The sequence below is a fragment of the Geminicoccus harenae genome (genome assembly GCF_019800005.1).
Taxonomy (GTDB): domain Bacteria; phylum Pseudomonadota; class Alphaproteobacteria; order Geminicoccales; family Geminicoccaceae; genus Geminicoccus; species Geminicoccus harenae.
The window spans coordinates 1-15329 of record NZ_JABGCL010000043.1 but is presented as its reverse complement, the minus strand read 5'-3'; the positions used below and the strand labels follow the sequence as shown (position 1 = coordinate 15329).

Here is a 15329-nt window from a genome sequence, read left to right as displayed (position 1 = left end):
CCGGATGGTCACGCATGGGCGGCGCTCACGCCTCCACTGCGTCCTCCTGCTGCTGGACGCGCCAGAGCGCGGCATAGGCCCCGCCTTTGGCCAGCAGCTCCGCATGGGTGCCGCGCTCGATCACCCGGCCCTCGTCGAGCACGATGATCTCATGGGCGTCGCGCACGGTGGAAAGCCGGTGCGCGATGATCAGCGTGGTGACGCCTTCCGCGGCGGCGTTCAGGCTTTCCTGGATGGCGCGCTCGGTGCGGGTGTCGAGCGAGGAGGTGGCCTCGTCCAGGACGAACAGGCGCGGGCGCTTGAGGACGGCGCGGGCGATCGCCACGCGCTGCTTCTCGCCGCCGGACAGGCGCAGGCCGCGCTCGCCCACCACCGTGGCCCAGCCATCCGGCAGGGCTGCCACCACCCGGTCCAGCCCGGCAATGCGCGCGGCCTGCTCGAGCTCGGCCGGGCTGGCGCCCAGCCGGCCGAACGCCACGTTGCTTTCCAGCGTGTCGTGGAACAGCACCGTGTCCTGCGGCACCACCGCGATGGCATCCCGCAGGCTGGCAAGGCGGATCTCGCCGATCGGGATGCCGTCGATCGTGATCGTCCCGCCGGTCGGCTGGTAGAGGCGGAACAGCATGCGGGCCAGCGTCGACTTGCCCGAGCCGCTGCGCCCGACCACGGCGAGCGTGCGCCCGGCCGGGATGTCGAGGTCGATGCCGCGCAGCACCGGGCGGCGCGGATCGTAGCCGAAGGTCAGCGTTTGTGCCCGCACCGCCACCGGGCCGCCCGGCGGCAGGTCGCGCGTCCCGGCGGAAAGGAGGCTCTCGGTGGGCTCGCCCAGCAGGGCGCGGAGCCGGTGGGTTAGGTCGAGCGCCTGGGTGAACTCGCGCGCCATGTGGCCCAGCCGCTCGACCGGGCCGATCACCTGCAGGACATAGGCGTTGATCAGGACGAAGCCGCCAGGGGTGAGCGCTCCCGCGGCGGTCTCCCGTGCCGCCAGCCACAGCGCCAGGCCCATGGCGATCGCGAAGATCAGCGCCAGGAGGATGCCGTTGCCGGCAGTGGTCCGGTAGTAGCGCAGCCAGGCGAGGCTGCCCTGCTCCAGGGAGGCACGGAGCTGGCCAACCACCCAGTCGCCGCGGCCGAACAGCTTCACCGTCTCGTGGTTGAGCAGCGCGTCGGTCGCCACCCCCATGGCGGCGGCATCGCCGGTGGAGGCCGCCAGGTGCTGCGCGCGCTGGCGGGCGAGGCCCCGGTAGAACACAAAGCCGTAGGCCAGCATGAAGCCCAGCAGCACCAGGAGGATGGCGGGCGGGATGTCGACGGTGAGCAGGACGGCCAGCGTGGCGCCGACCTCGACCACGAACGGCAACACCGAGTGGACCATCGCGTCCAGGATCCGCCGCCAGCCGAGCAAGCCGTCCGAGACCACCCGGTTGAGCTCGCCGGTGCGCCTGCCGAGATGGAAGGCGTGCGGCAGGTCCAGGACATGGGCATAGGTCTGCTGCGCCATGCTGCGCTCGACGAAGCGCATCACCCCGCCATAGAGGTAGAACATCGCATGGCGCGACGCGCGGGCGAGACCCAGCAGCAGGGCATAGGCAGCGACCGCCAAGCCGGCGCCGGCTGCGTCCTGCGCCGTCAGGTCGTCCACCGCGCGGCCGAGGGCCAGCGGCGAGACCGCCTGGAGGCCGGCACCCAGCGACACCAGCACCACCACGAGCGCCACCCGCCAGCGCTGGCCCCGGCTGAGCAGCGCCCAGACCGACCGGCCGGCCTGGGCCAGGCTCTTCCAGAACGGCTCGATCCGCTGCCCGCTGTCCAATCGCCCTGCCCGTTGCCTATCCGCCGAAGGTGACCGCCTTGAACTTGCGGGTCTGCTCGGTCAGCGCCCGCTCGGTCGGCAGGCGCTCCATCGAGGAAGCGCCGTAGAAGCCGTTGCACTGCCGGCTCCGGGACAGAACGTACTGGGCGTCCTCCGGCTCCGAGATCGGGCCGCCATGGCAGAGCACGATCACTTCCTTGCGCACCCGCCGCGCGGCCTCCGCCCACTGGTCGATCAGGCCGGGCGTGTCCTCCAGCTTCACCGCGGTCTCCGCCCCGATCGCCCCGCCGGTGGTCAGCCCGAAATGGACCACGATGATGTCGGCACCGGCCTCGGTCATCGCCACCGCCTCGTCCTCGTTGAACACATAGGGCGTGGTCAGCATGTCCTGCTCATGCGCGGCGCGGACCAGGTCGACCTCCAGCCCGTAGCCCATGCCGGTCTCTTCCAGGTTCACCCGGATCCGGCCGTCGAACAGGCCCACGGTCGGGAAGTTCTGGATGCCGGAGAAGCCCAGCTCCTTCAGGTCGCGCAGGAACTTGTCGCGGATCATGAACGGGTCGGTGCCGTTCACCCCGGCCAGCACCGGGGTGTGCTTCACCACCGGCAGCACCTCGCGCGCCATCTCGACCACGATGTCGTTGGCGTTGCCATAGGCCATCATGCCGGCCAGCGAGCCGCGGCCGGCCATGCGGTAGCGGCCGGAATTGTAGATCACGATCAGGTCGATGCCGCCGGCCTCCTCGCACTTGGCGGACAGGCCGGTGCCGGCACCGCCGCCCACGATCGGGACCTTCTTCTCGATCAGGGCACGGAAGCGCTCGAGCAGGGCGGCACGTTCGAAACGGGGCATGGCGGGCCTCTTCAGCGGACGATCTGGTGAAAGCAATCGACGAGGGCTGCGGCGAATGCCGGGTCGTTGAGCGCATGGGGCAGCTCGATCAGCTCCCGGCCGGGTGCCTCCTGCCAGCCGGAGCGGATCGCCTGGAACAGGGCCTGGTCGGCCTCCGGGTCGTGGAACGGCATGCCCGGCACGTCGATCACCGACACGCCGCCCAGCGGCAGGAGGAAGCGGACCGGCCCCCTCATCCGGTTGATCTTCGCCACCAGCCAGGCGCCGATTTGGGCGTTCTCCTCGGGCGTGGTGCGCATCAGGGTCACGGTCGGGTTGTGGATGTAGAGCTGGCGGCCGGCGAAGCGCTCGGGGACGCTGGCCCGCGGGCCGAAGTTCACCATGTCGAGGGCGCCCACCGACCCGATCCAGGGCACGCCGGTCCGGATCACCGCGTCCAGCCGCTCCGGCCCGGCGCTGAGAATGCCGCCCACCATCTCGTCGGCGATCTCGGTCGTGGTCACGTCGACCAGCGCCCGGACCAGGCCGCTGTCGACCAGCTTCTCCATGGCCTGGCCGCCCGTGCCGGTGGCATGGAACACCAGGCAGTCGAACCGGTCCTCCAGGGCCGCAGCCACCGCCTGCACGCAGGGCGTGGTCACCCCGAACATGGACAGGGCCACCGCCGGCTTGTCGGCCACGTCCGGTGCCGGGACGCGGTGCCGCATCATGCCGGCCAGGGCATGGGCGGCGTTGCCCAGCACGGTGCGGCTGATCGAGTTGATCCCCTGCACGTCGGTGACCGCGTTCATCATGCAGATGTCGGAGGCGCCCACATAGGGGCGTACGTCGCCCGAGCCCAGCGTGCTGACCAGGACCTTGGGCGTGCCTATCGGCAGGGCGCGCATCCCGGCAGACACGATCGTGGTGTTGCCCGAGCCGCCGGCACCGATCACCCCGCCGAGATCGGTCCGGCCCTGGAGGAAGTGCGCGAACGCCTCGGCCATCGCCGCCACGGCACTGCCGCGATCGCCGGTGAAGACGGCATCCGCGCCGCCTGGATGGCAGGAGGCCACCTCACTGGCAGTGATGTCCGCGCCCTCGCCAGGGCGGGCGGTGCCCACATCGACCAGCACCGCCGGCACGCCCGCCGCCGCCAGCAGGTCGCGCAGATAGCGCAGCTCCGGGCCCTTGGTGTCGAGGGTCCCGGCCACATAGGCCTTGTTCACCGTCTGCCTCCCTGTTGCCGAACGACCAGATAGACCCGGCCATCGTCGCCGGAAAGCCGCAATCACGCATTCGGCACTCACCTGGAAGTTGACAACGACCGGAACTCATGTTCCAGTGAGGTCAGTTGGCAACCAGGAAAGGAGGTGATCCGATGTCGAGCGTTCGGGTGTCCGTTACTGCTGAGACGATGTCGGTCACGTTCTCCGTGAGCAACTGACGTCCTTCGAGTCTCGTCCGTAACAGGACACTGACGCAGTATCTCGGCAGGCCGCTTCCCTCTGGGGGAGCGGCCTGTTCGATTTTCCAGGAACTTTTTGGCTATTTCGGTGTTTCCTGCCGGCCAGGGCGGCGAGGGCACCATCCGACGAAGGTTGCCTGATATCGAGCCGGCGTCCCCTTGCCGAGAGCGTGAACTCGCACGATCGCCCGGGGATGCTGACCGCCGAGACCTCGTGTGCCGTCCAAGCAGGCCCGGGTGCCCGGCTGACCGGACGGAGGGAGAGGCACATCAGGATCCGTAAGCACGGCGTGTCCTGGCTCTAGCCGGAACCTCTCCCATGTACCCGTTCCTGCCTTCGGAAACCGTCCTGTTCGTCATCTACCTGGTCGCGATCACGGCCGAGGCGATGTCGGGCGCGCTCGCAGCCGGGCGGCGCGACATGGACATTTTCGGCGTCGCCGTAATCGCCTTCGTCACGGCGCTGGGCGGCGGCACCATCCGGGACCTGACCCTCGGCCGGTTCCCCATCGGCTGGACCCAGCACCCCGAATATGTCTACCTGGTGATCTCCGCCGGGCTGCTGACCCCGGTGGTCGCGTCCTTCATGCACAATCTGAAGCGCCTCTTCCTGGTGCTCGACGCCATGGGCCTGATCGCGTTCTCGCTGATCGGCTGCAGCGTCGGCATGGCGATGGACTATCCGAGCGTGGTCGTCGTCATGTCCGGCATGATCACCGGCATCTGCGGCGGCATCCTGCGCGACGTGCTGTGCAACCAGGTGCCGGTGGTGTTCCAGCGCGAACTCTATGCCAGCGTCTCGCTCGCCACCTGCGTCCTGTTCCTCGGCCTGCAGGCATTCGGCGTCGATACCGACCTGAACACTGCGATCAGCTTCGCCGGCGGCCTGGCGCTGCGCCTGCTGGCCATCTGGGGCGGCTGGAGGCTGCCGATCTTCTCCTACCAGGGCCGCTGGGACTGAGTTCGGGCGCGACCTCTGCCCGTTCCACATATCCCGCGGCCACCCGTCAGAATGCCCAACCGTCAGGATGCAATGTCCTGACTCTGCAGGCTGCTTATGCCGAGCAGCGTGAGCAGGTCGCCGCCGAGTTCGCCTTTCAGCTCATGCCGATCGTCCAGCCGGTCGTCGAGGGGCGCCGAAACGTCCACCGTGAGGCTGCGCACGCCCTCGATCAAGCTGCTGTCGGCGAACTGGTCCAGGCCGCTGATCCTGCCGTCCCCATTGCTGTCGAGCGCATCGAAGAGCTCGTCATGCCGGAGCACGACGCCGGCCACGGCCTCGCCATCGATGATCGCATGGCCGACGCCGGCCGCCCAGCGGAGGGTGTCCTCGCCATGGCGGAAGTCCGTGACGGTGACATGCCCCGATCTGTCCGCCACGCCCTCCGGGTCTCGCCATATCCCGAAGCTGAAGATGTCGGCGCCGGCACCTCCGGTCAGACGATCGTCGCCATCGCCTCCGGCCAGGAAGTCGCTGCCGTCGCCGCCGTCGATCATGTCGTTGCCGTCGAGACCGTCGATGTGGTCGTCCCCGTCATTGCCTTCCAGCTCGTCGTCGAAATACCCGCCGAAGATGCGGTCGTCGCCTTCCAGGCCGAACAGCGAGACGGGCGTGGTCACCGTCTGCCGGTCCAGCTCCGGATCCTCGACCGCGATCAGATGGTCGTCATGGGTGCTGCCGCGCACCCGCTCGACCGCCTTGAGATTCTCGTAGGTGACGTCGAACACCTCCTCGGGATGACCGTCGGCGACATATTGCCCGCCCAGGTGGACGTACACGCCGTTCGTTTCCTCGAAGAAGGACACGGTGTCGATTCCCTCGCCGCCGTCGAATCGGTCGACGCCGGGACCGCCATAGAGCAGGTCGTTGCCTGCCAAGCCCTCCAGCAGGTCGTTGCCGCTGTTGCCACGCAGCACGTCGTCGCCCGAATTCCCGCGCAGCACGTCATCGCCATCGCCACCCGCCAGCTGGTCGTTGCCGGACGCTCCCCAGAGATAGTCGCGCCCGCCATCCCCCATCAGGGTGTCGTCGCCCGGGTCCCCGAACAGCCGGTCGTTGCCGTCGCCGCCCCCGATCCGGTCGTTGCCGTCGCCGCCATAGATCGAATCCTGGCCGGCCTGCCCATAGAGGCGATCGCGGGCCTCCAGGCCGCTGATCCGGTCGTCGCCGCCGCCCGCCCAGACGACATCGGTGAAGCGGGTGCCGATCAGAATCTCGGCCTGACGGGTGCCAGTGATGTCTGCCATTGCCGGATGCTCCTCTTGGAGTGAGTCGAAAATTCACCAAGAGATAGAATTCTAATATCTAACATACCTTCAGATAGATGCGAAGAGGATGCTGGCATTCTCCTGGCTCACCATCCGGACCATATCGAGGAAAGACTTCTTATTCTGGAAGCTTCTTCTGCGGCATCTTCTTGATAGCCAACAGGCCTCAGGAGATGCGCCCGGCCTTTCCCGATCTGACGGCGGGATTCCAGCCACCGCGCCACATCGTTCTCCGCCCCTCCGCGATGACTTGCCGGAAATAATGGGTGAATGATCCGCCGGCTCATTGTGCGCAGAGCACTGCTCCTGCGTAGAACACGGTCTTTCGAAACTGGCCTGTTCAAGGTAAACTGCCGCGATCAGGTGGAGAGACGCTCATGTTCTGGCGCGTCGTCATTTCCGTGATCGTTTCCGGCATTGCCTGGCCTGCTCTGGCCGGGGATCTGCATGACGCGGCCACGCGCGGGGACGTGGCGGCGACGGTTCGCCTGCTGGAGGCGGGGGAAGCGGTCGACGCGCCCGGGGACAATGCGGAAACGCCGCTGATCCTGGCAGCCCTGGCCGGCCAGGCGGAGGTCGCGCGCGTGTTGCTGGACCACGGCGCCGATCCGGTCGCGCGCAATGCCGGCGGGTTCACGCCGCTGCATGCGGCGGCCTACGGGGGCAGCGTGCCGGTGGTGACCCTGCTGCTCGAACGCGGGGCGCCCCGCGACGATGCGGCCAACAAGGCCGGGGTCACGCCGCTCATGGTGGCGGCACAGGAGGGTGCCGTCGACGTCGTCCGGCTGCTGATCGAGCAGGGGGCGCCGGTCGAGGCGCCCGAGCGGGACGGCTACACGCCGCTCACCCATGCGCTGTGGCGCAGCCACGACCAGGTGGTGACGCTGCTGGTGCAGCACGGTGCCGCCTGCCAGCCGGCGGACGTCATGGGACAGGCGCCCTATCAGCAATGCCTCGAGGCACAGAAGTGACGGAGTGGGATCGATGTGGCGGACAAGGATGAGGAGTGGGTGTGTCTTAGGCGCGGTGGCGGCCGGGGTCCTGGCCCTGGCCGGCGGCGCGCTGGCCGGGAGTGCGGTCAATACCGGCTATTTCGGCGGCGTTGCGATCATGGGCTATGACCCGGTCGCCTATTTCACCGAGGGCCGGCCGGTGAAGGGCTCGCCGGAGTTCACCTATCGCTGGCTGGGTGCGCCCTGGCATTTCGCCAGTGCCGAGCACCGGGACATGTTCAAGGAGAATCCGGAGCGCTACGCGCCGCAATATGGCGGCTACTGCGTGGGCGAGATGGCCGCGGACGGGGTGACGGTCAGCATCGACCCGCATGCCTGGCGGATCGTCGACGGCAAGCTGTACCTCAGCTACGATCAGGGCTTCGCCGACGAGTTCGCTTCCAACCCCGAGGAATATCTGTCCAAGGCCGAGGCCAACTGGCCGCAGGTCAAGGCGGAGCTCGAGCAGGAGCCCTATCGCTGACCGGCGCTCACTCGGCTTGGGTGAACCAGAGGACGCGGGAAGCGTTGGCATAGACATAGTCCAGCCCGTCCTCCCGCGTCCCGACGGGCAGCCGGTAGACCGGGCCGCAGCAGGCTCGGCCCATCAGCACGTTGTCGCTCTTCTCGCAGAGCAGCCCGTTCTCGACATAGGAGTGGCCGGTCAGGAACTGGCGCGGCGTGCGGTAGGCCATCCGCCCGTTGGGGTCGATCTGCAGGATCGCCGGCTCGTTCTCGTCGGTCATGCCCTGCCAGGTCCGGCCCAGCGCCACGGCGGAGATCTCGGCACCGGTGAGCTGGACCGCCTCGCCCGGCTCGAACCCGCTGGGCCATTGCGGCAGGCCCGCCAGGCGCAGCGCCTCCAGGATGGCGGCGAGGTCGGCGGGGTTGCGGAAATTGTCGAGCACGATCCGGTAGAAGGCCAGGTTCAAGGCCGGGCTCATCCCGCGCGCCTCGGCCACGGCGGCGCGCCCATCCTCCAGTCGGCCGGCGCGGGTGTAGGCGATGCCGAGCGCCAGGTGGAAGTCGTCGAGCTGGGCGGCCACGTCATGCCCGCGCTCCAGCACCTCGACCGCGCGGCCATGCTCGCCGTTCAGCGAGAAGGCGAGGCCGGCGGTGATGCGGTCGCTGGTGGCAGGGTTCGGGTCCAGGCGCAGGGCCTGCTCGACTGCCGCCGCCGCACCGGGGTGATCGCCGGCGAACATCAGCACGAAGCCCAGCGTGGCGAATGCCGCGGCATCGCCGGAGCCCAGCTCCACCGCGCGCTTGGCCGAGGCCACCGCCTCGTCATAGCGCCGGTCCACGACCTGCAGGATCGCCAGCACCGCATCGGGCACCGCCGAGGCCGGGTCCAGCCCGCTGGCCCGGCCGGCCATGTCGTAGGCGAGCTGGCGGGCCACCGGCCCGGGCAGCACGTCGTCGTAATCGTTGCGCCAGACATAGGTGGCGGTCCGGGCGACCGCCGCCATGGCGTCGGCGAACTCGGGATCCTCCTTGATGGCCTTCTGGTAGAAGAACAGCGCCTCGCGCAGGCGCGGCTTGGAGCCGACCCGGGCGGCCTGCTCGGCCCGCAGGAAATAGTCGTAGGCCTCCAGGTCCCGGGTCGGGAACCGGTCGAGGCGCTGTTCCTCCGGTGGCGTCAGCTCCACCTCCAGTGCTGCCACCACCCGGTGGATCACCTCGTCCTGCACGGCGAACACGTCGCCGGCCTGCCGGTCGAAGCGGGCCGCCCAGAGCTGGTCGCCGGTATGCGGGTCGACCAGTTGGGCATTGATGCGGACCCGCTCGCCTGACCGGCGCACGCTGCCCTGGACGACGTAGCGCACGCCCAGCTCCTGGGCGATGTCCTGGAGCAGGACCGGCTGGTCCTTGTAGGCGAACACCGAGTTGCGCGCGATCACCGACAGGCCGGAAAGCTTGGCGAGGTCGGTGATCAGGTCGTCGGTCATGCCGTCGGCGAAATAATCGTCGGCGCTGGAGCCGCTCATGTTGGTGAACGGCAGGACCGCGACGGTGGGCTTGGTGCGCTGGCCGAATTCCTCCATCGGCAGTTGCCACGCCAGGACCAGCACCATGCCCAGGACCGGGGCAGCACCCAGGAGGAGCCAACGCAGGGTCGGCCGGCCCAGTCGGGACAGGGGCAGGGGCAGGCGTCGCCCGGGTGGCGGCGTGCCGCCCATCCGCACCCGCCAGGTCCGCACCGGCCGCCGGATGCTCTTGACCTGGTGCTCGCCGGCAAAGTCCAGCGGCAGGTCGATCCGGCCCTGCAGGTGCTCGTAGGCGGCACCGGACAGGAGCACGCCGCCCGGCTGGCAAAGCTGCTCCAGGCGGGCGGCGACGTTGACCGCGTCGCCATACAGATCGCCTTCCTCGACCACCACGTCGCCGAGGTTGATCCCGATCCGGAACACGATGCGCCGCTCCGGCGGCACTTCCGCCTGCAGCCGGCCCACCGCCTGCTGCACAGCCACGCCGGTGCGGACCGCATCCACCACCGAGGCGAACTCGGCCAAAAAGCCGTCGCCGGTGAGCTTGACGATCGTGCCGCGATGCTCGGCCAGGATCGGGGCGATCACCTCCTTGCGCAGGTCGCGCACGGCGGCCAGCGCTGCGGCCTCGTCCGCCTCGACCAGGCCGGAATAGCCCACTACGTCGGCCACCATGATCGCGGCCAGCCGCCGCTCCGGGCGGGCCTTGTCCTTGTCGTTGGCCGGCTGCGGCATGCGCTCCACGCTACCTCGCCCGCGACTGCGCCAGTCGTCCTCCCGCGCATCGAGGGCGGCGAGTATGGACCTTCCAGGCCAAATGCGACACTGCCTTCGGCATCCGCCGGTGCCGGACCGGTTCATTTCGGACCGGCCCGCCCCAATTGCTCAACCTTCTCACCGCTCCAGATCGGCCCGCATGCGCCTGCTCGCGATCAGCGACCTCCATCTCGGCAGCCCCGTCAACCGCGACGCCCTGGCGGCCCTGCCGGACTTTCCCGACGACTGGCTGATCGTCGCCGGCGACGTGGCCGAGAGCCTGCGGCGAATCGGCGAAGGCTTCGCCGCCCTGCGCCGCCGCTTCGCCAGGGTGATCTGGGTCCCGGGCAACCACGAGCTCTGGGCGGTCGGCGAGGAGGCGGAGCTGCGCGGCGAGGCGCGCTACCAGGCCCTGGTGGAGCTGGCGCGCAGCCACAGCGTGCTCACGCCCGAGGACCCGTTCGCGATCTGGACGGGGGCGGGCGGGCCGGTGCGGATCGTGCCGCTGTTCACCCTCTACGACTACAGCTTCGCCCCGCCCGGCGTGGGTCCGGCCCAGGCGGTCGCCTGGGCGCAGGCGGCCGACATCTGGCCGGTCGACGAGGTCCGCCTGTATCCGGACCCATATCCCTCGCGCGCTGCCTGGTGCCAGGCGCTGGTGGCAACCTGCCTGCGCCGGCTGGAGGCGCTGGAGCCGGGCCTGCCCAACCTGCTGGTCAGCCATTGGCCGTTGCGCGAGGAACTGGTGCGCATCCCGCGCGTCCCGCGCTTTTCGCCCTGGTGCGGGACCCGGGCCACCGCCGACTGGCCCAGGCGGTTCAACGCGCTGGCCTGCGTCCACGGCCATCTGCACGTGCGCGAGCGGCGCTGGCTGGACGGGGTGCGCTACGAGGAGGTGTCGCTGGGCTATCCCCGGCAATGGCAGCCGGAGCGCGGGATGGCGGCCTATCTGCGCCAGGTGCTGCCGCTGGAAGACGTCGGGCAGGACGGCATCGGCCCGCCACACGCTCCCGCCGCCCCCGCTCCCTGACATCATCCCGCGGTAGGGCCGCGGGATGACGTGGGCCAAGCTCAGAGATCGATCGACCGCTGCTCGTCGATCGACTGCTGGGCAGCCAGCACGATCTTCAGGCTGTTGACCGCATCGGCCATCGATTCGGAAAGATCGATGTCCTCGACGATCGTCTTCAGGAACCAGGCCTGCTCGCGATCGCACAGCTCCTGGTGCGAGGGCTCGTCCTCGGTGGAGATCCACTCGTCCTTGCGCTTGAAGTGGTTGTTCTCGTCCAGCTCGGCGTGGTGCAGCTTGATCGCGTTGGTCTTGGTGTGCTGGTCGATGTCGGCCGAATCCGAGATCTGGTCCGGCTTGGCCTCGCTCTGCCCTTCCTGGGGCTTGTACGCGATGCTGGCCGAGCCGTTCGGGCCCACGATGTCCTTCACGAAATAGGCGACCTCGGACATCATCGGCCCCCATCCGGCCTCGTACCAGCCGACCGAGCCGTCGTCGAACTGCACGTGCAGGTGGCCGTAGTTCTGGACCTTGGTCTCGGCCGAGAGCTTGGCACCGATGCCGTGGACGCGCACGGGCCTGGCCCGGGTGAGCTGGCACATCACGTCGACATAGTGGACGCCGCAATCCACGATCGGGGTCAGGCTCTCCATCAGTGCCTTGTGCCAGGGCCAGGCCTCGCCCGAGCTCTGCTGGTTCAGGTTCATGCGCATGACCAAGGGCTTGCCCAGCGTCTGGCCGATCTCGACGAACTTCGCCCAGGCCGGGTGGACGCGCAGGATGTAGCCCAGCACCAGCTTGCGGTTCTTCTCCTTGGCCTTCGCGACCACGCGCTCGGCATCGGCGAGATTGGTCGCGATCGGCTTTTCCATGAACACGTGCGCGCCCGCGTCCATGGCGCGGATCGCGTAGTCGGCATGGCTGTTCGGGTAGGTGTTGATCGAGACCGCATCGGGCCTGGTCGCCTTCAGCGCCTCGTCGAAGTCCTGGAAGAGCGGCACGCCCTGGAGCTCGGCCGGCAGCCTGTCCTTCTTCGCCTGGATGGTGCGGCTCATCAGGCCCACCAGCTCGAACCCGTCCAGCTTCTGGTAAGCCTTGGCGTGGCTCAGGCCCATATTGCCGACCCCCACGACCAGTACCTTCACCGGCGCCATGCTCGTCCCTCCCCGTCTTCATGCGGCCCCGGGATGGTAAAGTCTGTGCCCGGGCCTGCAACAGCGGGTTTCCGTTGCCAAGCGGGCTTGACGTGAGGCGGGAACTGTTGCGACCTCCTCACTTCATGAGGGGGACGGCGCAGAGCGGCAAGAACGCCGCGCCGGAAAAGGAGAAGCAATGAGCGCGGCAACGGCGAAGCGCCCGAAGCTGACCGTCGAGGACGCCAGCAAGTTCTACGACACGCCGACCGGCCGCACCCATGCGCTCGACCGCTTCTCCATGGACGTGCAGGACGGCGAGTTCATCTGCGTGGTCGGGCCCTCGGGCTGCGGCAAGTCCACCCTGCTCTGGTCGATGGCTGGCCTTCACGCGCTCTCGTCGGGCCGCATCCTCCTGGATGGCGAACCCGTGACGAAGCCGTCGCCGCAGATCGCGATGGTGTTCCAGGAAGCCAACATGCTGCCCTGGCGCTCCTTGCAGAAGAATATCGAGCTGCCGTTCGAGATCCGCCGCCAGGCGCCGGCCAGGGACCGGATCGGCCGGCTGCTGGAGCGGGTGGGCCTCGCCGGGTTCGAGGGCAAGTACCCGCGCGAGCTTTCCGGCGGCATGCAGCAGCGTGCCTCGATCGTGCGCGCACTCTCGGTCGACCCCTCGCTGCTCCTGATGGACGAGCCGTTCGGCGCGCTCGACGCGTTTACCCGCGACGAGATGAACCTGCTGATCGAGGAGATCTGGCTGGAGACGAAGAAGACGATCGTCTTCATCACCCATTCGATCCCGGAGGCCGTGTTCCTGGCCGACCGGGTCTATGTGATGTCGGCGCGTCCCGGCCGTCTGTCCAAGGTCTTCGACATCGACATTCCGAGGCCGCGGCCGTTGGAGGTCCAGGCCGCACCGCACTTCGTCGAGCTGGTCGCCGAGATCAAGGGCTCGATCGAGCACAAAGCCCCGGCCCGCCCCGCCGCCGCCTGACCAGGAGCCCCCGATGGCCAGCGTCGATCGCCAGCTCGCCGACAACATCCCGAGCTTCGACAAGCATGAGGACGGCCAGGCCGTCGGTGTCAGCAACTGGTCGGGCGTGGCCGGCCAGCTCAGCCTGATCAAGTCCAGCCGCGAATGGGCGCTGATCGCCTTCGTCGCGGCGGCCCTGATCGGCGGGATGGAGTTGCTGCTCCGTCTCTACGAAGTGCCGACCTACATCATGCCGACGCCCAGCCTGATCGCGACCGCACTGGTGCGCGACTTCCCGCTGCTGGCACCCCATGTCGGCCACACGCTGGTGGAACTGCTGAGCGGCTTTGCGATCGGTGCCACGGTCGGCTTCGTGCTGGCGGCACTGGTGACCCAGTTCCCGCTGCTGGAACGGATCATCGCGCCCTACATCCTGCTGCTGGTGACCACGCCGATGCTGGCGCTGGTGCCGCTGCTGATCCTGAAGCTGGGCTTCGGCTACAGCCCGCGGATCATCGCCGTGGCGCTGGCGTCGGGGCCGATGGTGATGATCAACTCGGCCACCGGCTTTCGCCGCACCGACCTCGCCAAGATCGCACTGGCCCGGAGCTTCGGCGCCTCGACCCTGCAGATCTTCCTCAAGATCCGCATTCCCATGGCGATGCCGATGGTGATCGTGGGCCTGATGGTCGGCTCGATCTTCGGCCTGCTCACCGCGGTGGGTGCGGAGATGGTCGGCGGCAGCTTCGGGCTCGGCAACCGGCTGACCTACTATTCGTCACTGATCCAGATGCCGCAGTTCTTCGCCTGCATCGTGCTCCTGGCGGTCATCGGCATCTCCATCTACGTGTTCTTCTATTGGCTGGGTAAGAAATATGCCGGGTGGGAGTCCTGACCGGCGCATGTTGGGGGAGCAATCGATGTTCGGTCTGGACAGGCGCAGCTTCGTGGGCCTCGGCATCGCCGCGGCCGGGGCACTAGCGGCACCCCGTTTCCTGATGGCCCAGGAGGCGACCAACACGGTGCGCTGGGTGAGCCCGCGCGGCACGATCGAGGTGCTGGACGACTATCCCTACTGGGTCGCCCAGAGGTTCGGCTGGTTCGGCGACATCCAGACCACGCTGGAGCCGGGCCCGCTGGAGGCCACGGCCACGATCAAGCTGGTCGACCAGGACCAGGCCGATGTCGGCTTCCCGAGCCCGGGCGTGTTCTCGCTCGGCCTGGAACAGGGCATCCCGCTCAAGTCCGTGTTCCACATGGGCGCCTACGACACGTTCAGCTTCGCCTTCGTGAAGGGCAAGAAGCCCGCCGACATCAAGGAGCTGGCCGGCAAGAAGATCCTGGTCGGCTCGATCGGCTGGAAGGCGATCGTCGACCCGATGCTGGCCCAGGTCGGCGTCGATCCCGCCTCGGTCGAGTATCTGGAAGCCGGCCCGATCTGGGGGCAGGCGCTGCAGCAGGGCCAGGGCGATACCTCGCTGTGCTGGGAAGGCCTGCGCGCGCAGTGGTTCGGCCAGGGCATGGATTACGACTACATCCTGCCCTACGACTTCTCCAAGTTCCCGGCCAACACCTTCGTGATCCGCAGCTCGGACTTCGAGGACCAGGCGAAGAAGGCGCTCTACGAGAACTATTTCCGGGTCTGGGCGATGGGCCTGGAGTTCGGCCATCTGAACCCGCGCGCCACCACCCAGATCGTGCTGGAGCAGTTCCCGGCCCTGGCCGGCACGCTCACACCCGAGATCGCCACCGAATCGATGATGCAGCTCGGCAAGATCTTCCGCGGCCCGTGGGAGCAGCGCCAGGGCTGGGGCTGGCACGACATGGCCCAATGGCAGGGATATTTCGACACGATCTACCAGATCCAGCAGATCACCACGGAGATGAAGGCCGAGGACGTCTGCAAGAACGACTATATCGCGGCGGCCAACCAGTTCGACCAGGCCGCGGTACAGAAGGCAGCGGACGAGTTCCAGCTATCCGAGGACTACAGCAAGGTGGACGTCGCGGCGATCCAGGCGCGGCTCTAGGTGTACGGTCCCGGGATGTGGTGTGACGGGTCGAGCCTGAACCGATCGGGCTCTTTGGCCCAGGTCT

At 68.4% G+C, this 15329-nt stretch carries 13 protein-coding genes; 7 read left to right on the top strand and 6 right to left on the bottom strand.

Annotated elements, in window-relative coordinates; translation table 11 throughout:
- Positions 1-25: 25 nt before the first annotated feature.
- From HLA95_RS24025 to HLA95_RS24015, 3 genes are read right to left on the bottom strand one after another with little or no spacing between them, the layout of a single operon-like run.
- Entirely contained in the window at positions 26-1813 is a 1788-nt protein-coding gene (locus HLA95_RS24025; protein WP_222184794.1) for an ATP-binding cassette domain-containing protein, read from the bottom strand.
- Between the two features lie 16 nt (positions 1814-1829).
- Positions 1830-2666, bottom strand: coding sequence for a phosphoenolpyruvate hydrolase family protein (locus HLA95_RS24020; RefSeq protein WP_191059733.1), 837 nt, complete (start codon positions 2664-2666; stop codon positions 1830-1832).
- A gap of 11 nt (positions 2667-2677) precedes the next feature.
- Positions 2678-3874: a Tm-1-like ATP-binding domain-containing protein gene (locus tag HLA95_RS24015; RefSeq protein ID WP_191059732.1), complete on the bottom strand. Its 1197-nt coding sequence runs from the start codon at positions 3872-3874 to the stop codon at positions 2678-2680.
- 558 nt (positions 3875-4432) lie between these two features.
- Between HLA95_RS24015 and HLA95_RS24010 the strand changes: the two genes are divergently transcribed.
- The gene (locus HLA95_RS24010) at positions 4433-5074 is read left to right on the top strand and encodes a trimeric intracellular cation channel family protein (protein WP_191059731.1); all 642 of its coding nucleotides are present in this window, start codon (positions 4433-4435) and stop codon (positions 5072-5074) included.
- A 62-nt stretch (positions 5075-5136) separates the two neighbouring features.
- Here HLA95_RS24010 and HLA95_RS24005 read toward each other — a convergent pair whose 3' ends face one another.
- Entirely contained in the window at positions 5137-6360 is a 1224-nt protein-coding gene (locus HLA95_RS24005; RefSeq protein ID WP_191059730.1) for a calcium-binding protein, read from the bottom strand.
- Positions 6361-6758: 398 nt separating this feature from the next.
- On the opposite strand from HLA95_RS24005, the gene HLA95_RS24000 reads away from it, so the two are divergent.
- Positions 6759-7352, top strand: coding sequence for an ankyrin repeat domain-containing protein (locus tag HLA95_RS24000; protein WP_191059729.1), 594 nt, complete (start codon positions 6759-6761; stop codon positions 7350-7352).
- A gap of 28 nt (positions 7353-7380) precedes the next feature.
- Entirely contained in the window at positions 7381-7857 is a 477-nt protein-coding gene (locus HLA95_RS23995) for a YHS domain-containing (seleno)protein (protein ID WP_222184793.1), read from the top strand.
- Positions 7858-7864: 7 nt separating this feature from the next.
- Here the strand turns inward: HLA95_RS23995 and HLA95_RS23990 are convergent, their stop codons facing one another.
- A complete protein-coding gene (locus HLA95_RS23990; RefSeq protein ID WP_255592207.1) occupies positions 7865-10096 on the bottom strand; it encodes an adenylate/guanylate cyclase domain-containing protein in 2232 nt (743 codons plus the stop codon).
- A 181-nt stretch (positions 10097-10277) separates the two neighbouring features.
- Between HLA95_RS23990 and HLA95_RS23985 the strand changes: the two genes are divergently transcribed.
- Positions 10278-11147 (top strand): metallophosphoesterase family protein, encoded by an 870-nt coding sequence (locus tag HLA95_RS23985; RefSeq protein ID WP_191061339.1) that lies wholly within the window; start codon positions 10278-10280, stop codon positions 11145-11147.
- A 41-nt stretch (positions 11148-11188) separates the two neighbouring features.
- On the opposite strand, the gene HLA95_RS23980 is transcribed toward HLA95_RS23985, so the two are convergent.
- Positions 11189-12280, bottom strand: coding sequence for a Gfo/Idh/MocA family protein (locus HLA95_RS23980; protein ID WP_191061340.1), 1092 nt, complete (start codon positions 12278-12280; stop codon positions 11189-11191).
- Positions 12281-12458: 178 nt separating this feature from the next.
- Between HLA95_RS23980 and HLA95_RS23975 the strand changes: the two genes are divergently transcribed.
- Genes HLA95_RS23975 through HLA95_RS23965 form a run of 3 tightly spaced genes read left to right on the top strand, consistent with a single transcriptional unit; the run spans position 12459 to position 15262 of the window.
- Positions 12459-13253 carry an ABC transporter ATP-binding protein gene (locus HLA95_RS23975; protein ID WP_222184791.1) on the top strand — a complete coding sequence of 265 codons (795 nt, stop codon included), beginning with the start codon at positions 12459-12461 and terminating at the stop codon, positions 13251-13253.
- 13 nt (positions 13254-13266) lie between these two features.
- On the top strand, positions 13267-14127 hold the full coding sequence (locus tag HLA95_RS23970) for an ABC transporter permease (RefSeq protein WP_191061906.1): 861 nt from the start codon (positions 13267-13269) through the stop codon (positions 14125-14127).
- A gap of 25 nt (positions 14128-14152) precedes the next feature.
- Entirely contained in the window at positions 14153-15262 is a 1110-nt protein-coding gene (locus tag HLA95_RS23965; RefSeq protein ID WP_222184790.1) for an ABC transporter substrate-binding protein, read from the top strand.
- Positions 15263-15329: the final 67 nt, after the last annotated feature.